The organism is Stenotrophomonas sp. YJH_SMC_80 (assembly GCF_059372495.1).
Window position 1 is genome coordinate 427,965 of record NZ_JCAFVP010000002.1, and the last position, 21,628, is coordinate 449,592.

General features: G+C 67.8%; 16 protein-coding genes. 6 read left to right on the top strand and 10 right to left on the bottom strand.

Features of this window, described 5'->3' with window-relative positions; all coding sequences use genetic code 11:
* Positions 1–19: 19 nt before the first annotated feature.
* From AC5P99_RS04995 to AC5P99_RS05020, 6 genes are all read right to left on the bottom strand, one after another.
* Positions 20–976: a TraB/GumN family protein gene (locus AC5P99_RS04995; RefSeq protein WP_024958298.1), complete on the bottom strand. Its 957-nt coding sequence runs from the start codon at positions 974–976 to the stop codon at positions 20–22.
* A gap of 1 nt (position 977) precedes the next feature.
* Positions 978–1,907, bottom strand: coding sequence for a DUF1684 domain-containing protein (locus tag AC5P99_RS05000; protein WP_005410393.1), 930 nt, complete (start codon positions 1,905–1,907; stop codon positions 978–980).
* A gap of 11 nt (positions 1,908–1,918) precedes the next feature.
* Positions 1,919–3,823, bottom strand: coding sequence for a DNA mismatch repair endonuclease MutL (gene mutL, locus AC5P99_RS05005; protein ID WP_495212925.1), 1,905 nt, complete (start codon positions 3,821–3,823; stop codon positions 1,919–1,921).
* Between the two features lie 165 nt (positions 3,824–3,988).
* Positions 3,989–5,551, bottom strand: coding sequence for an N-acetylmuramoyl-L-alanine amidase (locus tag AC5P99_RS05010; protein ID WP_099606064.1), 1,563 nt, complete (start codon positions 5,549–5,551; stop codon positions 3,989–3,991).
* 82 nt (positions 5,552–5,633) lie between these two features.
* Complete coding sequence (gene tsaE / locus AC5P99_RS05015) at positions 5,634–6,116, bottom strand: tRNA (adenosine(37)-N6)-threonylcarbamoyltransferase complex ATPase subunit type 1 TsaE (RefSeq protein ID WP_088435934.1); 483 nt, start codon at positions 6,114–6,116, stop codon at positions 5,634–5,636.
* Positions 6,113–7,597, bottom strand: a complete 1,485-nt coding sequence (locus tag AC5P99_RS05020) for an NAD(P)H-hydrate dehydratase (RefSeq protein WP_495212926.1) — start codon at positions 7,595–7,597, stop codon at positions 6,113–6,115. The genes tsaE and AC5P99_RS05020 overlap by 4 nt, the downstream gene beginning before the upstream one ends.
* 23 nt (positions 7,598–7,620) lie before the next feature.
* On the opposite strand from AC5P99_RS05020, the gene queG reads away from it, so the two are divergent.
* Both queG and xseA read left to right on the top strand, forming a co-directional pair.
* Complete coding sequence (gene queG / locus AC5P99_RS05025; protein ID WP_032966929.1) at positions 7,621–8,691, top strand: tRNA epoxyqueuosine(34) reductase QueG; 1,071 nt, start codon at positions 7,621–7,623, stop codon at positions 8,689–8,691.
* Positions 8,692–8,735: 44 nt separating this feature from the next.
* Positions 8,736–10,067 (top strand): exodeoxyribonuclease VII large subunit, encoded by a 1,332-nt coding sequence (gene xseA / locus AC5P99_RS05030; protein ID WP_169448323.1) that lies wholly within the window; start codon positions 8,736–8,738, stop codon positions 10,065–10,067.
* Positions 10,068–10,596: 529 nt separating this feature from the next.
* Here the strand turns inward: xseA and AC5P99_RS05035 are convergent.
* Both AC5P99_RS05035 and AC5P99_RS05040 read right to left on the bottom strand, forming a co-directional pair.
* Positions 10,597–11,493, bottom strand: coding sequence for a M48 family metallopeptidase (locus tag AC5P99_RS05035; protein ID WP_169448322.1), 897 nt, complete (start codon positions 11,491–11,493; stop codon positions 10,597–10,599).
* Positions 11,494–11,581: 88 nt separating this feature from the next.
* Complete coding sequence (locus AC5P99_RS05040) at positions 11,582–13,474, bottom strand: formylglycine-generating enzyme family protein (protein ID WP_495212927.1); 1,893 nt, start codon at positions 13,472–13,474, stop codon at positions 11,582–11,584.
* Between the two features lie 84 nt (positions 13,475–13,558).
* Here AC5P99_RS05040 and rnd point away from each other — a divergent pair, with 84 nt between their 5' ends.
* The 3 genes from rnd (at position 13,559) to AC5P99_RS05055 (ending at position 17,254) form a co-directional block, all read left to right on the top strand.
* Positions 13,559–14,638 carry a ribonuclease D gene (rnd, locus tag AC5P99_RS05045; RefSeq protein WP_495212928.1) on the top strand — a complete coding sequence of 360 codons (1,080 nt, stop codon included), beginning with the start codon at positions 13,559–13,561 and terminating at the stop codon, positions 14,636–14,638.
* 68 nt (positions 14,639–14,706) lie between these two features.
* The gene (locus AC5P99_RS05050; RefSeq protein ID WP_239667386.1) at positions 14,707–15,063 is read left to right on the top strand and encodes a hypothetical protein; all 357 of its coding nucleotides are present in this window, start codon (positions 14,707–14,709) and stop codon (positions 15,061–15,063) included.
* A gap of 118 nt (positions 15,064–15,181) precedes the next feature.
* A complete protein-coding gene (locus tag AC5P99_RS05055; RefSeq protein ID WP_495212929.1) occupies positions 15,182–17,254 on the top strand; it encodes a DUF4034 domain-containing protein in 2,073 nt (690 codons plus the stop codon).
* A gap of 88 nt (positions 17,255–17,342) precedes the next feature.
* Here the strand turns inward: AC5P99_RS05055 and AC5P99_RS05060 are convergent, their stop codons facing one another.
* Together AC5P99_RS05060 and AC5P99_RS05065 are read right to left on the bottom strand one after the other, a co-directional pair.
* Entirely contained in the window at positions 17,343–19,673 is a 2,331-nt protein-coding gene (locus AC5P99_RS05060) for a TonB-dependent receptor (protein WP_495212930.1), read from the bottom strand.
* Between the two features lie 208 nt (positions 19,674–19,881).
* On the bottom strand, positions 19,882–20,463 hold the full coding sequence (locus AC5P99_RS05065) for a TetR/AcrR family transcriptional regulator (RefSeq protein WP_099490306.1): 582 nt from the start codon (positions 20,461–20,463) through the stop codon (positions 19,882–19,884).
* Positions 20,464–20,564: 101 nt separating this feature from the next.
* On the opposite strand from AC5P99_RS05065, the gene AC5P99_RS05070 reads away from it, so the two are divergent.
* Positions 20,565–21,620: a sugar phosphate isomerase/epimerase family protein gene (locus AC5P99_RS05070; RefSeq protein ID WP_049429325.1), complete on the top strand. Its 1,056-nt coding sequence runs from the start codon at positions 20,565–20,567 to the stop codon at positions 21,618–21,620.
* Positions 21,621–21,628 lie beyond the last annotated feature (8 nt).

A 21,628-nucleotide genomic window follows, 5' to 3' on the forward strand; every position in this document is an offset into this window, starting at 1 on the left:
TTTGTGCCCCGGGGGAGCATCAACGTTTCGCTTTGCACCCCGTGCATACGCGTTCGACCTTGTAGCCCTTCGCCTTCAGCTTCTCGACCACGCCGTCACCGCCCAGAAGGTGCAGCGTACCGACCACCACCAGCGTGCCACCCTGCCCGGCCTGCAGGTACGGCAGCAGCTTCGGTACCCACGCATCGTTGCGCCCGGTGTTGATGCGCTGGTAAAGCTGCGGGTACTGCTGGCGCATTTCCGCGGCCATCTTCGTCCACAACACGCGCTCATCGCCTCGCCGCCAGGCATCATGCAGCTGGCGCGCCTGCTCATCGCCCTTGCCCGCCTGATCCAGCGCCTCGGACAGCATCTGTCGCTGCTCCTGCACGGTCATGCCGTCGAGCATGCCGATCTGGGTATCGATGTCTTCCAACCCAGCGGTCCTGCGGCCGGTCTTCTGCGCGCGCTCCATGAAATGACGGTCCAGGCCCAGCGCCGGGTCCAGGCCCATCTTCTGCATCTGCCCGACCGAAATGCTCAGGCCGACGAACCAGGGCTTCATGCCCTGCATCTGTGCCAACGGAAGCTTGTTCTCGGATGCGAACGCCTGCAGCTTCTGCCAGGTGGCCGCGTCGAGATCGCGCTTGAGCTCGCTGCCATCGGTGCGCACGGCAGCCTGCACCATACGGCTGGCCAGCTGCGGCGACTGCATGTCCTCCGGCGACAGTTCGAACACGACCCGCTGCGAGGCCTCGAAGGCCTGCTCGACATCGGGCGAGAGCGGGTAGTCCTGCGGTTTCAACAGGTGGAATGATCCAAGCAGGTATACGCGTGAATCACCCGGGCCGGTCACCTTCCACAGCAGCGGCACCGGCGGCTTGGCCGCCGCCGTGGCCGCGGCGTCGGTGGCCGGTGCATTGCGCGCCGGTGCCAGCGGTGCGATTGCAAACGCTGCCATCAGCAGCGTTGCACGGAACAGTCCCTTCAACGGCATCTCAGCCCTCTCCTTCAGACAGGTGGTAGGCCTTCTCGCCCGCTTCCATGCGCAGGTCCAGCCGGTTTTCCGGCGGCGCCAGCGGGCACGTGGCATAGGCGGTGAATGCACACGGCGGGTTGTAGGCATGATTGAAATCGATGCGTAGCGTGCCGTCGGCTGCCGGCGCATCGGTATCCAGGTAGCGCCCGGCCGGATAACTGCCGCGGCCACTGGTGCGGTCGGCAAAGATCAGGAACAGCGGCTGCCCGGTGGCTCCGATCGCCTCCAGCCGCCATGTGCGGCCGTCGCGTTCGAATTCGACCGCACCCGCATTGGGCATCTCGGTGGTCAGGCCGGTGATGTCGACAATGGGCAGGGTCTTGCCCGCCGGATGCGGGATGAAACGTGCCTGCACCTGCCAGTCCGGGCCACCCGGCCAGTACTCCAACCCGGCGAAATCACGGCGCGCCGGCGCATCGGCATGCTTGACCCGCAGCGCATCGCGCGGCCCGCGCCGGATGATGCTGAGCTGGCCCTTGCCACCGTCGAAGGCCAACAGGGTTGGCTGCGGATCCTTGTCGGTGTCGATGCGGATACGGCCGCGCACCGGCTGGCCATCATGGCTGACATCCACACCGGCTTCGGGCGTGAACCACCACTGGCTGCCCTCGCGACGCAGCAGGCCCAGCTTGTCCGGGCCGACCGTCAGGCGGATGCCATTGGTGGCACCACTGCCGACGAAGTGCGATTTGTTCTGCAGCCAGTGCAGGCCGACCAAGGCCGTCCAGCCATCGGGCCGGGTCAGGTCCTGGTAGCGGGCCACCCGCCATTGCTGCTGCGCGGCCGCATAGGCCGGATCTTCGGTAACCTTCGGCGCCGGCGGTGTTGCCGGACTGCACGCGGCCAACAGCAAGGCGGCCAGCAGGCCGCCCATTCCCCGATAACGCATCGATGCTCCCCTCAACGTCCGCGCAGGAACCAGCGGTCGATCTCCGCCAGCGAAAAACGGGCCCAGGTCGGCCGGCCGTGGTTGCACTGGCCAGACCGTTCGGTGATTTCCATGTCGCGCAGCAGCGCGTTCATTTCCGGCACGGTCAGGCGCCGGTTGGCACGCACCGCACCGTGACAGGCCATGGTCGACAGCAGTTCGTCACGCGCGCTGGCCACGCGGCGGCTTTGGCCGTGCTCGCGCAGGTCGGTCAGCACATCGCGCAGCAGCCCCTCCGGTTCGGCATGCGCCAACAGCGCTGGAATACTGCGCACGTGCAGCGATCCGGGACCGGCACGGGTCACCTCGAAGCCGAGCGCCGCCAACGTTTCGGCTTCACTTTCGGCGGTGTCGGCTTCGCGCTCGCCCACGGCGAGTGTGATCGGCACCAGCAGCGGCTGCGACTGCAGGCCGATACCGTCGTGCGCGTTCTTCAGGCGCTCGTAGCCGATGCGCTCGTGCGCGGCATGCATGTCGACCACGATCAGGCCTTCTGCGTTCTCGGCCAGGATGTAGATGCCGTGCAGCTGCGCGATCGCGTAGCCCAGCGGCGGTACGCCGGCGTTGGCACTGGTCACCGGCAGTCCGTTCTCGGTCGGCATCGGCGGCAGCGCAGCACCGCGTTCGGCACCGGCCGGCGCGGCATACAGCGCGGCATAGGCCGCCGGTGCATCGGCCACCTGCAGTCCAAGGGGCTGCTGCGGGCGCCAGCCGGAAAAACCACCACCACCGCCACCCGAGCCGGCACCGGGCGCAGGTCCACGCGCCAGCCCGAAACCCGATGCGCCCGCGCTCGATGCCATCGGTGCAGCAGCGGCGTCCACCGGATGCACCGGACCCGCACCGATCTCCTGCGCCGACATGCCGGCGCGGGTATCAGCCAGCGCGTCCTTCAGCGTGCGGTAGACGAAATCGTGCACCAGCCGCGAATCACGGAAGCGAACCTCGTGCTTGGCCGGGTGCACGTTGACGTCAACGCGGGTCGGGTCGAGCTCGAGGAACAGCACATAGGCTGGCTGGCGGCCGTGGTACAGCACATCGCCGTAAGCCATCTTCACCGCATGGGCGACGCTGCGGTCGCGCACCGAGCGGCCGTTGACGTACAGGTACTGCTGGTCGGCGCTGGCGCGCGAATAATGCGGCTGCGCGATCCAGCCGTGCAGGCGCAGGCCGGCACCACTGTGGTCAACGCGCACGGCCTGGTTGGCGAAATCCTCGCCCAGCGTTTCGGCCAGGCGCGCATCGGAATACAGATCGCCCGGCTTATAGCGGCGCGAGGCCTTGCCGTTGTGCGACACGCGCAGCTCGACATCCGGTCGCGCAAGCGCCAGCGAACGCAACCACTCTTCGATATGGCCCAGTTCGGTACGCTCGGCGCGCAGGAACTTGCGGCGCGCCGGTACGTTGTAGAACAGCTCGCGCACTTCCACCGTGGTGCCCGGTGCATGCGCACGGGGCGTCACTTCGCCGATCTTGCCGCCTTCGATCTGCAGTGCCGAACCGTGTTCGTCATGCGCGCGACGCGAGGACAGGGTAAAGCGGCTGACCGAGGCGATCGACGGCAGCGCTTCGCCACGGAACCCGAGCGTGGCCACCGATTCGAGGTCGTCCAGATCGGCGATCTTGCTGGTGGCGTGGCGCGAGACCGCCAGCGGCAGCTGTTCCGGCGCGATGCCACTGCCATTGTCGCGGATGCGGATCAGGCGGACACCACCCTCTTCAAGATCGATATCAACGCGGCTGGCACCGGCATCGATCGCGTTCTCGACCAGCTCCTTGACCACCGACGCAGGACGTTCGACCACTTCGCCGGCGGCGATCTGGTTGATCAGGATTTCCGGCAACGGCCGGATCGGGCGCGGTCCGGGCGCGCTCATGGGAGAGGATGGGCAGCAGACTTCATGGGTTGATGATAGCGGAGCCGCCCCGTGTAGAGTCGACTGTCAGTCGACTGCCCTCCGCCGGGCGGCGAAAACCCCGCGCTGCGCGCGTAGTCGACTGACAGTCGACGCTACAGAAAGCAGCAACCTGCCTTCGGCGGGTTACTTGCTGCCGCCGGCCATGGTCCCGGCAGCGTCGATCTCGGCCTGGGCACGGGCTGCGTACAGCGTGCCCGGCGGTGGCTGGCGGCTGAAGAAGGTGTGCACGCCATCGAGCACGGCGCCGGCGATCTTGCGCTGGTAGGCCGGGTCGATCAGGCGGCGCTCTTCGTCCGGGTTGGAGATGAACGCGGTTTCCACCAGCATCGCCGGCATGTCCGAGGTGCGCAGCACGGCGAAGTTCGCACGTTCGATGTTCGGCTTGTGGTTGTTGCCGATCCGCTTCAGGCCGCCCAGCACGTGGCCGGCGGCATCTTCAGATGCCTTCATGTAACCGCTCTGGGCAAGGTCCAGCAGCACGTTGGCAAGCGTGCCTTCGGTCTGCTGCAGGCGCACGCCACCCACCAGGTCGGCCGCGTTTTCCTTGTCCGCCAGCCAGCGGGCGCGCTGCGAAGAGGCGCCCTTGGTCGACAGCACGTATACCGACGAACCAGTGGCCGAACGGTTTTCGGCCGCGTCGGCATGGATCGAAATGAAGATGTCGGCCTTGTTTGCACGTGCCTTCTGCGCACGCATCGGCAGCGGGATGAACACGTCGCTGTCGCGGGTCAGATAGGCCTTCAGACCCGGCGTCGCATTGACCTGGCGGGCCAGCTCACGCGCCACCGCCAGGGTGACATCCTTTTCGCGTTTGCCGGTCGGGCCGATCGCGCCCGGATCCTGGCCGCCATGGCCCGGATCGATGGCGACCACCAGATGACGCATGCCGGCCTGCATGCGGATGCGCGAGGCATCGCTGGGCATGGCCGGGCGCGGCGGTTCCACCGGCGTCGGCGCCGGTGCAGGCACGGTAGCCGGCGGCGTGGTCACCACGGCGGCGGTGCGCTGGCCGGCCAGGATCGCGGCCGGCGAGGAAGAAGGTGAGCTGCTGGCCACGGTACCGGCCGCCGCAACCTGGGCCGGCGCGGTGGACGGCGCCGGGGTCGGCGTGGCCGGTGTGGCGGCAGTGGCACTGGCCTGCTGCCGCACCTGCGCGGTCAGCAGTGCGGTCGCACGTGCGGCATCGGAACGCGACTGTGCGCTTTCAGCCGGGGTCGGCCCGGGCGTCGCCACCGGTGCCTGCGGCTGCACCGCCGGTGTCGCTGCCGGACGGCTGGCGGCCACGGCCGGGCCATCGCCCGGCCATTCGATCACCAGCTTGGATTCATTGCCCTCCCGCTGCATCTGCGGGCGGAACGGCGCCACCGATTCAGCGAGATCGAAAACGACACGGAAGGTGCCCGGCACCGGCTGTCCGGTACGCACCGCCGTAACCACGCCCTGCGCAGCCGGCATCTTCAGGTTGCGTATGGCGCTGGAGTCAGGGAAGTCGACCACCAGACGGTTCGGACCGGCCAGAGAAAGCGTCTTGTAGCCGCCACTGCCGACCAGCGAGATCTCGGCACGGGTGCCGGTGGCGCCGGTATTCAGCAGGACCTGGCGGACTTCACCGGCCCACGCACTGACGCTCGCCAGACCCAGTCCGACGGCGGCACAGATAGCGATGAGACGGTTCCCCGGGCGCATGGCTCAGGATTCAATCACCGCGCTGAACGGAATGCAACACCTTTTTCCTTAATAATCCGTAACCTGCCGGTCTTTGTTCTCGTCAGCCGACAGAAATGGCCTGCAAGTCGCCCCCTTGGGGAAGCCGCTTCAGCCACTCATGTCCGACGTCGCTGGCTCCGGTGAGACGGACGCGGCGCCCCTGCCCCTCGATCTCCAACGCCACCACCAGGTCGGTCGGCGGCAGCGCGCCAGCGCCGCGTTCCGGCCATTCCACCAGCCACAACACCGCGCTGCCCTCGTCCAGGCCCAGGAAATCGAGTTCGCCGGCCTGGCCGATCCGGTACAGGTCCAGGTGCCAGGCCTCGCCACCGGTGGCCAGCGGATAGCGCTCGACCAGGGTGTAGGTCGGGCTGCGGATCGCGCCCTGCACGCCCAGCGCGCGCAGCAGTGCGCGTGCGGTGGTGGATTTGCCGGCGCCCAGGTCGCCGCGCAGTTCGATCAGCGCCTGCGGCGGTCGGGTCGCCGCCAGCCACTGCCCGAGCAGTTCGGTGGCATCGCTGTCGGCAAGGAAGAATTCAGTCATGAAGAGCGTTCCGGGTTGGCCAGTTGCCGCAGCGGCACCAGCAGATCAGTGGGAAGCATGCCGCGCGCGCCGTCGGCGGCCGCAGCGTCGCCGGCGAGCGCGTGCAGCAGTGCGCCAGCGGCGGCAGCGTCGAAGGCGGCCAGGCCCTGCGCGCGCAGGCTGGCAATGATGCCGGTGAGCAGGTCGCCCATGCCCCCCACGGCCATGCCGGGGTTGCCTGCAGCAATCAGCCGTGGCACCTGCCCGGGCGCCGTCACGATGCTGCCCGCGCCCTTCAGCACCACCACGGCGTGGAAGCGTTCGGCCAACGCCCGCGCACAGCGGTAGCGATCAGCCTGGATGTCAGCGGTACTGCAGCCGAGCAGGCGCGCGGCCTCGCCCGGATGTGGCGTAAGGATCGCCTCCGGCAGCGCGCGCGGATCCTGCGCCAGCAGATTCAGCGCATCGGCATCAACCACCAGCGGTTTGTCGCTGTCCAACACCTGCGCAAACATTGCGCGTGCCCATTCGTCCTGGCCCAGGCCGGGGCCGATCGCCACCACCCTGGCCTTGTCCAGCAGCGCCGGCAGCACATCGCCATCTTCAAGCGCATGGGTCATCGCCTCGGGAAGCCGGGCCAGCAACGGGCCGACGTGATCGCGCCGGGTGGCCAGGCTCAACAGTCCCGCGCCGGCACGCAGTGCCGCTTCGGCCGCCATCGCGATGGCCCCACCGCTGCCATGGTTGCCGCCGACGCACAGCACGTGCCCGGATTCGCCCTTGTGGGTATTGGCACGACGCGGCGGCAGCAGTGCCGGCAAGCGAGCCTGGGTCCAGTGCTCTGCGGCGGGTGACACGCCCTGCCATGCGGCCGTGGGTCGCTGCAGCGGCGCCAACGCCTTCCGCCCGCAATGATCCAGCGCATCGCCGGTATACAGCCCGCGATGCGGCACGATGAACTGCAGGGTCAAAGCAGCCTTCACCGCCTCGCCCGGTACGGCGCCCCGGTCGGCATCGACGCCACTGGGGACGTCCAGCGCCAGAACCGGTGCCGTCTGCGCGTTGAGGGCGGCGATCAGCGCCTGCGCCACGCCTTCCGGCGCGCGATCGAAGCCCAGACCGAACAGGGCATCGACCCAGATATCGGCCTCGGGCAGCGCGCCGTCGAAATCGGTGATGGTGCCGCCGTCGGACTTGAATTCCGATGCTGCACGCTGTGCCAGCGACGTCGCCGGTGGCTTGCCCGGCAAGGCGATCACCGTCACCGCGCGCCCGGCCTTCCGTGCATGGCGGGCCAGCACCAGGCCGTCGCCACCGTTGTTGCCTGCTCCGACCACCACGCCGATCCGCTGCGCCTCCGGCCAATGCTGCAGCAGGCACTGCCAGGCGGCCTGGCCGGCCTGCGCCATCAGGCCCCAACCACCCTCGGCGGCCAGCGCCGAGGCCTGCGCATCAAGCGCACGCGCGGCAGCGGAATCGAAAAGATCGGCAAGGTTGACCATGCAGGGATTTTATACTGGTGCACATGTCCCCCGCCCCCGTCCCTGTCGATCCGGCCCAGGCCGTGCAGCGCATCCGCGAACTGGCGCGTGCGCATGGCTTCCAGCGCTGCGGTATCGCCGGCATCGAGCTGGGCGAGGACGAGGCGCACCTGGCCGACTGGCTGGGCCAGGGCCTGTACGGCACGATGGACTGGATGGCGCGCCACGGCACCCTGCGTGCGCGCCCGGCCGAGCTGCTGCCCGGCACCGTACGGGTGATCTCGGTGGGCATGGACTACAGCCACAAGGACGACACCGAAGCCTGGGCAACCCTGGCCGACCCGGGCCGCGCCTACGTGGCCCGTTACGCCTTGGGCCGCGACTACCACAAGCTGATGCGCAACCGCCTGCAGAAGCTGGCCACGCAGATCAACGATGAAGTGGCACCGCTGGGCTACCGCGTGTTCGTCGATTCGGCGCCCGTGCTGGAACGCGCACTGGCGCGCAATGCCGGCCTGGGCTGGATCGGCAAGCACACCTGCCTGATCGATCGCCATGGCGGCTCCTGGTTCTTCATCGGCGAGATCTACATCGATATCCCGCTGCCGATCGATGCACCGGCCACGGCACACTGCGGCACCTGCACGCGCTGCATCGATGTCTGCCCGACCCAGGCCATCACCGGCCCGCAGCGGCTGGACGCGCGGCGCTGTATTTCCTACCTGACCATCGAGCACGACGGTGCCATCCCCGAAGACATGCGGCCGTTGATCGGCAACCGCATCTACGGCTGTGACGACTGCCAGCTGGTCTGCCCCTGGAACAAGTTCGCCAAGCGTACCGACGAAGCCGATTTCCGCGCGCGCAACAACCTCGACACTGCCCGTCTGGACCAGCTGTTTGCCTGGGACGAAGCCGAATTCCTGCGCCGTACCGAAGGCAGCCCGATCCGGCGCAGCGGCCATGAACGCTGGCTGCGCAACATCGCCGTGGCACTGGGCAATGCACCGTCCTCGGCCGAAGCGTTGGCCGCGTTGCATACCCGCGTCGATGATCCCTCGCCGCTGGTGCGTGAACACGTGCAGTGGGCGCTGGGCCAGCACACGGTGCGCTGACGTGCGATCCTGAGCCCCCGTTCCGCCCGCAGCACGCCGTTCCCATGCAGCCACGCAACAACGACATCCTCACCCCCAGCCAGCTCAACACCCTGGCCCGCGACCTGCTGGAAGGCAGCTTCCCGGCGATCTGGGTCGAGGCCGAACTGGGCAGCGTGGCGCGTCCCGCCTCCGGGCATCTGTATTTGACCCTGAAGGATGCGCGTGCGCAGCTGCGCGCGGCAATGTTCCGGATGAAGGCGCAGTACCTGAAGTTCGTGCCGCGCGAAGGCATGCGCGTGCTGGTGCGCGGCAAGGTGACGCTGTACGACGCCCGTGGCGAGTACCAGATGGTGCTGGACCACATGGAGGAAGCCGGCGAAGGCGCGCTGCGCCGCGCGTTCGAAGAGCTGAAGGCACGCCTGGAGGCCGAAGGCCTGTTCGACCCGGCACGCAAACGGCCGCTGCCGGCGCACGTGCAGCGCCTGGCGGTGATCACCTCGCCCACCGGCGCCGCCGTGCGCGACGTGCTGAGCGTGCTCGGCCGCCGCTTCCCGCTGCTGGAAGTGGACCTGCTGCCGACCCTGGTGCAGGGCAGCAGCGCCGCTGCACAGATCACCCGCCTGCTGCAGGCCGCCGATGCCAGTGGCCGCTACGACGTGATCCTGCTGACCCGTGGCGGCGGTTCACTGGAAGACCTGTGGGCCTTCAACGATGAAGCACTGGCCCGCGCGATCGCCGCCAGCCGCACCCCGGTAGTGTCGGCGGTGGGCCATGAAACCGACTTCAGCCTCAGCGATTTTGCCGCCGACCTGCGCGCACCAACGCCGTCGGTGGCAGCCGAGCTGCTGGTACCGGACCAGCGCGAACTGGCCCTGCGCCTGCGCCGTACGGCCGCGCGCATGGTGCAGCTGCAACGGCATGCGATGCAGCAGGCGATGCAGCGTGCCGACCGCGCCCTGCTGCGCCTGAACGCACAGAGCCCGCAGGCGCGGCTGGACCTGTTGCGCCGCCGTCAGCTCGATCTGGGCCGGCGCCTGCATGCGGTCTTCAACCAGCAGCAGGAGCGCCGTGCCGCACGCCTGCGCCATGCGGCCGCGGTACTGCGCGGGCACCATCCGCAACGCCAGCTCGACGCGATGCAGCGCCGCCTGGCTGCCCTGCGCGGGCGGCCGCAGGCCGCGATGCAGCGTCTGCTGGAGCGCGATGCACTGCGACTGCGCGGGCTGGCGCGTTCACTGGAAGCGGTCAGCCCGCTGGCCACCGTGGCCCGCGGCTACAGCATCCTGACCCGCAGCGACGATGGTGCGCTGGTGCGGCACATCGACCAGGTGCAGCCCGGTGACGCGCTGCAGGCCCGCGTTGGCGACGGCGTGATCGACGTGCAGGTCAAGTAAAGGGGTGTTCGGCAGGGCTGCGCCCTGCACCTGCAGAGGCTTCAAGCAACGGCCGAAGCAACAGCCAAAGCGGCTCTGGATTGCTGATGGTTTGGCGGGGCGGTGTGGCTGTGCAGGACACGCCGTAAACCCATCCCTGGGGGCTCGATGGCGCCATCCATGGCGCCAACGGTCCTGCACAGCCACACCGCCCCACCCTCGACAGCTTCCCGATGACGGTCGGTAGATCCACGCCATGCGTGGATGAATCTCTGTCAGATATCGAATCAATTCGGGGTCAGATCCGTTTCCGTAGGAAAACGGATCTGACCCCACGCCATTCCGACAGATCCCGAGAATCTGTCGAAGGCGGGGTGGGTCCGGTTGCGGGGGAGTGAGCCGCATGGATGCGGCGACCGAGCTTACATGGACGTACTTGCAGCGGCCCCCGCAACCGGACCCACCCCGCCATCCCACGGAATGCACGCTGTTGCTGTTGCTGTTGCTGTTGCTTCGGCAGGTGCAGGGCGCAGCCCTGCCGAACACCACCCTACTTCGCCTGCTCGCAGAACTTCTGCCGGTACTCGAGCGCCTTCGGCATCAGCGCCTGCAGGTTCTGGATGCGGGTGCCCGGGTTCGGGTGGGTGGAGGCAAACTCCGGCGGTGCCTGGCCGCCACTCGCCTGGCCCATGCGCTGCCACAGCGGCACCGCCTCGCGGGGATCGAAGCACGCCGCTGCGGCCAGCATCAGCCCCACTTCATCCGCCTGTGTCTCGTGGCTGCGCGCATACGGCAGCAGGTAGCCATAGCCCATCGCCGACATCATCATCTGTTGCTGCTGCGCATCCATGCCGCTGGCGGCGCCGGCCACCTGGCCGATCTGGGTCAGCTTCTGCTGGGCCATGCGCTGTGCACCATGGCGCAGCAGCGCATGGGCGATCTCATGCCCCATCACCACCGCCATCGCATCGCGGGTGCGTGCTACCGGCACCAGCCCGGTATAGACCGCCATCTTGCCGCCCGGCAGGCAGAACGCATTGGCCTGGTCGGACGGGATCACATTCACTTCCCACTGGAAATCCCGCGCGAAATGCGCCGGCTGCACGCCGTGCTCCTGGGCCAGCTCGGTCTCCACCACATCGACCTTGGCAATCAGGCGCTGGGCGATGTCACGCACATCGCGCGCGATCGGTGCATTGGGGTCCATCGGCCGTTCCTGCGACAGGATCTGCTGGTAGGCCTGCAGCCCCAGCGCGGTTTCCTGGCGCGCGTCCAGGCTGCTGTCGATCATCACCTTCTCGCCGGTGTACGGATCGACCGTGCGGTTGGAGAACCAGTAGAACAGCGCATAGCCGGCGGCCAGCAGCAGCACCCACCAGCGGATGTTGCCGAACAGGCCACGCCGCTGTGGGCCTTGCGACGAGCGGGAGAAGGGATCGTTGCGCATCGGGGGACTTCCTGCTGGCCCCGCCGGCTGGCGGGCACGGCGCAATCTTAGTGCGCCGCTGCCCGCAGCGGGTGAAGCCGGGTGCCGCTCAGATGCCGCGCACCAGGCGGAAGCCGATGCGGGCATTGGTGGTATCCGAATCCTGGGACTGCCGCCAGGCCGCGCGGGTCTGCTCGGGGGCATTGGCCCAGTTGCCACCGCGGATCACCCGCGACCGGCAGCCCGGGTTGAACCAGGCGACGCCATCGGACGGTGCGCGGCGGTAGCTGGCATGCCAGCAGTCGGCCACCCATTCGCTGAGGTTGCCGCCCATATCGTGCAGACCGAAGGCATTGGCCTGGAAGCTGGCCACCGGCGCCGGCCCCCACCAGCCATCGCCGTACCCGATAAACGCGTTGTGCCAGTGCCGTCCCGAAGGCGAAACGTCCTTGCTGCCGGTGAAGTTGCCGCTGCCTGGCGGCGGCACGCCGGCATCGCCCCACGGATAGCGGCCACTGCTGCCAGCGCGCAGCGCGTACTCGAACTCGGCTTCGCTGGGCAGCCGGTAGCTGCGGCCAGTCTGCTCGGACAGCCATGCCGCATAATTCTCGGCATCACGCACACTGACGTGCATCACCGGCGAGTTGCCCAGCGCGCGACCGCCGTCGTAGTCGGAACGCCAGTCCACGCCGCTGCGGCGGATGAAATTGCCGCTGCGTTCGTCGTAGACCACCGAATGGCCACGCCGGGTCGCGCGCGGGCGCGCATTGGAGGCTTTCACGTAGCGCTCGAAATCGCTGACGGTGATCTCGGTGATCGCCATGGCAAAGCCGCGATCGAAGCGCACGTAGTGCGACGGACGCTCGGCATCACTCGAGCCCGGCTCGGCATCGCCTGCACCCATCTGGAAGCCACCGTGGGGCACCACCACCATCTGCGGTCCGCGCCCCCCATCGCGCATCGCATCACTGAACACCTGTCCCGGCCGGAAGCTCCCGTAATGGGTGGCCAGGTCGATGCGCTCGCGAAGCTGGCCCACCACTGCATCACCCGGCAGAGCGATGCGAAGCGCCTCGGCCAGCTTCTCGCGCGCCGGCTTCAGGCCTTGTGGCGTGGCAAGGTCACGCAGTCCGTCATCACGCAGCTGCAGCAGCGTGGCGGCGCGGATCTGCTCGATGCGTTCGAAGGCGTCGGCGATCGTCGGCGACGAATCGCGCACTTTGCTGGCTTCGGCCAGCCAGGTACCCGCACTGGCGAAATCGCGCGCCCGAGCAGCCTCTTCGGCACGGCGGATCAACCCGCTCTCGGCTGCGGCCAGGCCCTGCCGTGCGCGGCTGTTGTCTTCATCCAGCGCCAGCGCCTCACGGAAGTTGCCGATGGCACCGTCGCCATCCTCACCGATACGGTCCGAGCGCAGGTCCTCCTCGCCAGCACGGTTGTAGGCCACCACCCGTTGCGCCAGCTCCACCCGCGCCTGCAGCGCACGCACCTGCTCGTCCTTCGGCGACAGGGTCAGCAACACCAGTGCCTGGCGGCTGGCCTCGGCCAGCGCCTCGCGCTGCTTCAGCGGCCGCACCAGCAGGGCATCGGCCAGCTGCTGCAGTCGCTGGCGGGCACGCTGCAGGCCCAGCCGGGCCTGGCGGTCATCCGGGTCTTCTTCCTGCACCGCCAGCCACAGCGGAATGGCGGCATCCGCATCTTCATAGAGCCGACCTTCAGCGAACGCCTGCTCGGCGGCGCGCCGCAACTGGGCAAGGCTGCGGCCCTGGCGGTCCACCCGTGGCGGCGTCCACTGCTGTACGTCCTCGGCGGCATCTTCACCGGCGATGGTCACGCTGCCCTGCCCGGCCTGCGAACTGGCATTGGCGCCGGTGTCGGCGCCCTCGGCCGCGCGCGCCTCTTCGCTGGCGGCCCGTTCCGCCGGCGCGGACGGCGACGGCGTGCAGCCGGCCAGGGCCACGGCCAGGGCGGTGCACAGCACGGGCGACAACGGAAAACGCAAGCAGAGCCTCCTTCAGCACAGACGCGGACCGACGTTAGGCTATTCTCCCCTGCCTGAGCAAACCCGAGTAGTAGGCCCTGACCCGTGGCAACCTGGATCACCACCCCCGCCGAGCTGGATGCGTACTTCCAGCAGCGCCCGACCCGCATCGGCCTGGACACCGAATTCATCCGTGAACGCACCTTCTGGCCGCAGCTGGCCCTGGTGCAGATGGCGGTCGGGCAGGACATCCTGCTCATCGACCCGCTGATTCCCGGCATGACCGAGGCGCTCGCGCATTGGCTGGCCGATGAATCCATCACCAAGGTAATGCACAGCGCCAGCGAAGACCTGGTTGCCTTCAAGTGGGCCTGCGGCGTGCTGCCGCGACCGCTGTTCGACACCCAGATCGGGGCGTCGCTGGCCGGCATCGGCGGCGGCATGGGCTACCAGAAGCTGGTGGCGGAGATCACCGGCGTGGCGCTGGCCAAGGGCGAGACCCGCTCGGACTGGATGCGCCGCCCGCTGTCCGAGTCGCAGCTGCAGTACGCCGCCGACGATGTCGAGCACCTGTTCGCACTGCACGACGCCATTGATGCCAGGCTGCAGGCGCTGGGCCGCCAGCAGTGGTTGCGCGACGATGGCGAGCGCCTGCTGGCCAGCGTCGCCAACGATGAAGATCGCTGGCCGCACCTGGCGATGCGCTCGGCACAGTTCCTTGATGCCGCCGCACAGCACCGCCTGTTGCGCCTGCTGCGCTGGCGTGATGTGCAGGCACGCTGCAGCGACCGCCCGCGAAGCTGGATCCTGGACAACGAGCTGGCCGCCACTCTGGCGCGCACGCCTCCGGCCGACGAGGCAGCGCTGGGCAAGCTGTTCGAGCAGTTCCCAAAGGCACCGCGCAAGCTGGCCAGCGCCGTGTGGCAGGCGCTGTCCACGCCGCTGGCCGACGAAGCCGACGCGCCGCTGGCGCTGCCGGCCAACGACAGCAACAAGCAGGCGCTGAAGAAGCTGCAGGATGCCGTGGCCGAGCGCAGCCGCGAACTGGGACTGCCAGATGGCATCCTTGCCTCGCGCAAGCACCTGGAAAGCTATCTGGAACGTCGCCAATGGCCCGCCGCACTGGCCGGCTGGCGCCAGCAGGAACTGGAGTCGCGCCTGCAGGCGCTGCTGCCGGCGAACTAGCAACCCGCATCGACCGCCTCACGGGGCGGCCCTGCCAATGCTCGACAAGGACATTGCTGCGTGCCTGCATGGCCCTCTTCCTGCATGTCACGATGGATGATCGGCTCGCTGCTGCTGGCCAGCAGCACCCCTGCATGGATCGCAGCAGCCAGCTCAACGCCTACGCGGCACTGACGGGCGGGCTGGATCTGGCCCGTTCGGTTCACTACCTCGCGCTTTCGGCACGCCTGATCGAACAGGCCCCCGCTGCCAGCGAGCAGGACAAGCTCGAACCCTGGCTGCATCCGCACGCCCTGATGCACGGCTATTTCCCGGAATCGAGGCGTAGAGACAGGGCCAGGGCACACTCGCCTACCGGCCCGAGCTGCTGCTTGCCTTTCCGCTGCACATGGACGATCTGCAACGCGAACGCCTGTTCCGGGTGACGGGATTCACCTTCAAGCCTCCTGCTGAATGCCATCGACACGGCAGCCGCATGTCCTGCTTGCCGCCGCTAACGACCGCGCTTCTAATGTCCAGCCTCGTACTCGCTGGATTGCAGCAATGACAAACGGATTTGCAAAAGACGGGCTTTCCCCCGAAGACCTTGCCTGGCGCGTGCAGGCGCGCACTGCGCTGCAGGAACGGCGCTATGCCGAACTGGATGCGTTGCTTGCTCCACATGAGCTGGCCTGGCTGCAGGGAGAGAATGCGCTGCCCGGCATCCGCTGGCGGCTGCGCAACCTGCACGACGCCACGCTGACGCTGGAAGCCCGCCTGCAACAGGCCCAGCAGTGGGCCTCGGCCGCCCCCGGCAGCTACTACGCCTGGCTTTGCCTGGGCGTCTGCTGGCAGGACGCTGCCGGCGAACTGCGCAGCGCCGATGTTGCAGCACTGGTCGAAGACAGCCAGTGGCTGGCGGCGCAGCTGGCCCGCGACCATGCCGTGCACGCCTACCTGCAGGCGATGCCGCTGTCGCCACGACCTGCGTTGGCGCTGGATGGCATCAAGCGCATCACCAGCTACCTGCGCGAACCGAACTGGCTGCGTGCGCTGCAGGCCGGGGAACCCGCCGCATCCGATGACGCCACGCTGGCCGAGCACTACCCTCAAGCCTGGCCAAAGGCATTGCAGCTGCTGTCGCGCTTCGGCACGCCGTTGCAGACGCTGCCGGATACGCTGCCCCCGTTGCTGCGCGAGCGCAGCCAGGACGATTTCGACGCACCACTGGCGTACTGGATGCGCCTGGTACTGGAGCAGCGCCCGGACGATCTGGCCACGCTGGAAGACACCCTGTACTTCCTGTACCCGCGCTGGGGCGGCAGCCGTGAGGCGATGGAGAACTTCATCGAGGGTAGCTGGTGCCGTGGCCTGGAACTGGCGCAGAGCAACGCGCTGCGGTGGCACAAGGAGCAGGACTGGATGGGCGATCTGCCCCACCGTGAGGATGCCGAGGCCGTGGCCGCGCACGAGCGCGCCTACACGCAGATCCTCGACTGGCACCTGGACCGCCACCTGCGCGCGCAGGTGCTGGCCCAGCGCGCCGGGCTGCGCTACCGTCTTGGCCGCGTTGAAGACAGCGAAGGCGTCGTGCAGTGGGATCCGGACCACATGCAGGCGGTGCTTGAAGATCTGCAGCAGGCATGGACATTGGACCGCGATGTGGTCCTGCATGAGGGGCTCAGCAATCTCGAGGCCTGCACCTGGTTCGCCCATGTCGACGGTGCCGAAGCACTGTTCGCACAGGTGGTGGACTATGCCGCGCGCGAAGGCGATTCGGCGATCGGCCTGCTGTGGGCCGCCACCGCCATCGAGCATGGTCTGCTCGGCCAGGCCAGCGACCCGACACGCGCCAGTGTCCTGCTGCAGCGCGCGTTGAAGCTTGCGCAGCAGGACGACACCTCGGCGGTGACGTTCGCCGCCAATCTGTTCTGTGATGTTTCGCAAGCCGCAGGCTTGTCGCTACTGCAGCGCATGGCGGACGATGGCGACGCCGGCGCGATGTCGGCACTGTGCGACCTGTACAAGGGCCGCCTCGGCGGCCGCGACCAACCGCAGTTCGCCGATGCGGAAAAGGCCGCCTACTGGCAGGAGCGTGCGGTGGAAGGCGGCGACCTGATCGCCACCTACAACCTGGCCGTGCGCCTCGTCGCCGCAGGCGGCGCGGAGAATGAAGCGCGTGCGCGCGAGCTGTACCTGCGCTGCCTGGATGAGGCCGAGGCCGGCGAGCGCGTGTGGGGCCCAACCTGCCGCAACCTGGCCTGCCTGGCATTCGATGGCCGGAACGACGCGCACAAGCGCGAAGCGGTCGAACGCGCCTTGATTCCGCTGTGGTGGCGCGGCGACGACGACGACAAGCTGTGGGCTGCCGGCTATCTGGCCGACATCTACCACTTCGGTAACGGCGTCCCGGCCAATGCATTCCTCGCCCTGACCTGGCTGCAGCGTGCCAGCGAGATCGATCCGGAGTATGTGGACGTGGTACGCCTGGCACCGCTGATCAACGGCGAAGGCCGCTGGTTCGGTGCCAGCCGCGCACGCAAGCAGCAGGAACAGGACCGGCAGCAGGTGGACAGCGCCACCTGGGCCCTGACCTTCGGCCAGCGCAGCCAGGACAGCAACCTCACTGCGGTCTGAAGCAACGAAAAGGGCGGCCCGGTAATCCGGGCCGCCCTTTGCATTCCAGCAGCGCGATGGCGGGATGCTCCGCCATCGCGACAGCGCATTACCAGTTCATGTTCAGCGAGACACCGACGGTACGCGGTTCGTTGTAGACCGCGGCCATGTAGTTCTCGATCACGCCCTTGAGGTTCTTCTCATTGGTGATGTTGCGCGCGAACAGCGCCACTTCGTAGGCACCGTAGTTGCCCGAGTAGCCGATCTTCAGGCCACCCTCGAAGTCACCCTTGGAGTTGAACTCCTTGCTGTCGTACAGCACGAAGCTGGTGTAACCCTGCTTGTTCCAGTCGGTGGACACGAACATGGTGCCGGCATCGCTGACCGGGAAGTCGTAGCGGGCGGCCAGGTTGACGTTGTACTTCGGCGCGTTCGGCAGCGGGTTGCCGTCGATCTGGGCGAAGGTGTTGGCACCGACCTTGATGGTCGGGTCGCCGACGGTGCAGACCACCTGGCCGTTGAGGCCGCAGACCTGCGCGTAAACGCGCTTGTCCTTGATCTCGCTGTGCAGCAGGCTCAGGCCGGCGCTCAGGGTCAGGTTCGGGATCGGGCGCAGCTCCATATCGGCTTCGAACCCGTAGGCCTTGGCCTTGTCGGCGTTGAACAGCACGCCGTTGCCGTCCGAATCGTTGCCGTTGAGCTGGATGTCGTTGACGGTGTAGGTGAACGCGGTGGCGTTCAGGCGCAGGCGGTTGTCCCACAGGCTGCTCTTCACGCCCGCTTCCCAGGACAGGATCGTCTCGGAATCGGCGGTGGTGAAGTCGGCATTGAACACCGCCGAACGCCCTTGGATGGTCGGGCCGCGGAAGCCACGCGCGACCTTGGCGTAGACGCTCACGTCCGGCGTGATCTGATACATCGCGCTCAGATCCCAGCTCGGGGTGGTGTCGGACATCCTGACGTCGGTGCGGCCCTTGTAGGTGACCACGCCGGCGGCAGTGTCAGCGGTCTTCAGCAGGCGGGTGTGCTTCTCGTCCTTGGTCTGGCGCAGGCCGGCGGTAACGGTGAACTTGTCGGTGAAGGCGTAGCTGATCTGGCCGAAACCGGCCCACGAGGTGTTCTTGTTGCGCAGGCGCACCCAGTTGTTCGGGTTGCGGGCCGCGCCCTGCAGGAACCACGCGCGCTGGTAGAAGTCGGTGGTGTCGCTGCCGTTGAAGTAGAACGCACCGGCCTGCCACTGCAGGGCGCTGTCATCATGGCTGGCCAGGCGGAATTCCTGGGTCCACTGGTCCAGGTCACGGATGCGGCCCATCGACTGGCCGTAGCCGTTCGGCACGCCGTTGATCGGGAAGTTCACCGCGGCGCCGCCGTCGGTGTCGCCGCGGCTGTAGCCGGAGGTGGTTTCGTAGGCGGTGATCGAGGTGAAGTCGATCGCGCCGAAGTCATAACGCGCCTTCACCGAACCGCCGTAGGTCTTGTAGGCCTGCGGGTTGTTGTCGGCTTCGTCGTAGGCGACCTTGTCGCGCGGCACGTCGGTCTTGTTCGAGCCCTTGGTCAGCGCACCGCGCAGGAACAGGGTCGAGGTGCCCTCGTAATCACGGGCGTGGGCCGAGGCCAGGATCGAGAACTGGTCGCTCGGGGTCAGCAGCAGCTGCGCGCGTACGTTGCGGTCATCGAAGCCGCCCATGGCGTTCTTCTTCGGGCTGACCGTGCCGTCGGCGCTCGGGCCCTTGTAGGTGTTGTCGACGTAGTCGTCGCGGTGCTGGTACAGGGCCGACACGCGGAACGAGGCGATGTCGTTGATCGGGCCGCCGAAGCCGCCGTCGATCGACACGCTGTTATAGGTCGCATAGCTGGCACTGACGCGGCCGGTGTAATCCTGGGTCGGCTTCAGGGTGTCGAACTTGACAATGCCGGCGGTGGTGTTGCGGCCGAACAGCGAACCCTGCGGGCCGCGCAGCACTTCCACCTGGTCCACGTCATAGACCGGGTTGGACTTCAGCACCACGTGCTCCAGCACCACGTCGTCCTGGATGATCGACACCGGCTGCGAGGCACCCAGGTAGAAGTCGATGTTGCCCAGGCCACGGATGTAGAAGCGCGGGAAGATGCGGCCGGTGGTGGTTTCCGCATACAGGCTCGGCACGCGGCCGGACAGCGCCAGCAGGGTGTCATCGCCGCCGGCGGTGAAGTCGCGCATGCGCTCGCCCTGCACCACGCCCACCGAGACCGGCACTTCCTGCAGGTTCTGCTCGCGGTGTTCGGCGGTCACGGTGATGGTGTCCAGCCCGGTCGGGGTCGGCGCGCTGTCCTGCGCGGCGGCACCGAAGCTGCCGACCAGGGCCAGGCCGGCACAGGCCAGGGCCAGCGGGTGGCGGCGGAAGGAAACAAGGGAAGACGACAGACCCGACAGGCGGCGGGAATCGGAATGGGAGGGCATGAAATGCTCTGAGGAGGCGTCCGTCCGGCCTGCGCGGGCCGGGCGGCAAAAAGGGGGAAAACTGCGCAAGCGGCCATTATCCCCCAAATTGTTACGATTTCGTTGCGCGACCCCCAAACCCGGCGAAACAAGCGGTTTCGGCACAGTCAGCCAGCACCGCCTGGGGTCAGATCCGTTTCCCAAGGGAGAACGGATCTGACCCCGGATCTCAGGGCAACGGGGTCAACGCGACATCGACCATCGCCAGCAGGCGCTCGCGGCTGATGCCGTCACGCGCCTGCACCGAAATGCCGTGCAGCACCGTAGCGAAGTGATCGCCCAGTGCCTGCACCGCCACATCGCCGGCCAGCTCCCCTTCGGACTGCGCCTGCTGCAGGCGCGCGATGATCGCCGCCGTACGCTGGCGACGATGGCTGGCCAACCAGTCCCGCACGCCTTCGCCATCGGGCGAGACGCTGCTGGCCGAGGACACCACCAGGCAGCCGTGCGGCCGCCCACGTCGGGTGTAGGTCAGCACGGCTTCGCGCAGCATGGAGCCGATCGCCTCACGCAGCGTGGCCTGCTCCAGCGCGCGCGGCGCGAAGCCGCCCTCGCCTTCCTCGTACAGCGCGACGGCTTCGCGGAACAACTGCTCCTTGCTGCCGAACGCGGCGTAGATGCGTGCGGAGGCGATGCCCAGTGCTTCGACCAGTGCCGACATCGACGTGCCTTCATAGCCGTGCTGCCAGAACAGCAGCATCGCCTTGCGCAACGCCTGGTCCCTGTCGAATTCGCGCGGTCGCCCTGCCATCTGCCTGCCTGCTCCAGTGAGGCGCGCAGTGTAACGCGGGTGTTGACCATCGCGAGGGTCGCGCCTATTCTTTGTCGACCGACAAACAATTGGAGCAACACATGCAGACCCTCAAGGGCCCCAGCCTGCACCTGGCGCAGTTCGCCGGCGACCAGGCCCCGTTCAACTCACTTGCCAGCATTGCCGAGTGGGCCGCTGGCCACGGTTTCAAGGCACTGCAGATCCCGGCCTGGGATGCACGCCTGTTTGACCTGGCCACCGCCGCCGACAGCCAGGACTACTGCGACGACATCCGCGGCACCCTGGCTGAGCACGGTCTGCAGGTCAGCGAGCTCACCACCCACATCCTCGGCCAGCTGGTGGCCGTGCATCCGGCCTACGATGAACTCTGCGATGGCTTCGCGCCGGAAGCACTGCGCGGCAACCCGAAGGCGCGCAGCGAATGGGCGCAGCAGCAACTGCACCTGGCCGCCCGTGCCTCCCGCCGGCTGGGCCTGCAGGACATGGGCACCTTCTCCGGCTCATTCGCCTGGCCCTACCTGTTCCCGTTCCCGCAGCGCCCGCCGGGCCTGATCGATGCCGCCTTCGACGAACTCGCGCGCCGCTGGCGGCCGATCCTCGATACCTGCGAGGACAACGGCATCAACCTCTGTTACGAGATCCATCCCAGCGAAGACCTGCATGACGGCACCAGCTTCGAGCGCTTCTTCGAGCGCGTCGGTCAGCACCAGCGCTGCCGCATCCTGTTCGATCCCAGCCACTTCGTGCTGCAGCAGCTGGACTACCTGGAGTACCTGGACATCTATCACCCGCTGATCCGCATGTTCCATGTCAAGGATGCGGAGTTCCGTCCCAGCGGCCGCCAGGGCATCTATGGCGGCTACGCCGACTGGACCGAACGGGCCGGTCGCTTCCGCTCGCTGGGCGATGGCCAGGTCGACTTCAAGTCGATCTTCTCCAAGCTGGCCCAGTACGACTACCAGGGGTGGGCGACGCTGGAGTGGGAGTGCTGCCTGAAGGACCAGGAAGCCGGTGCACGCGAAGGCGCTGCATTCATCCGCGACCACATCATTCCGGTCACCGACAAGATCTTCGACGACTTCGCCGGTGCTCCGATCAGCACCGCGCAGATGCAGCACATGCTCGGCATCGCCTGAGCCCCCAC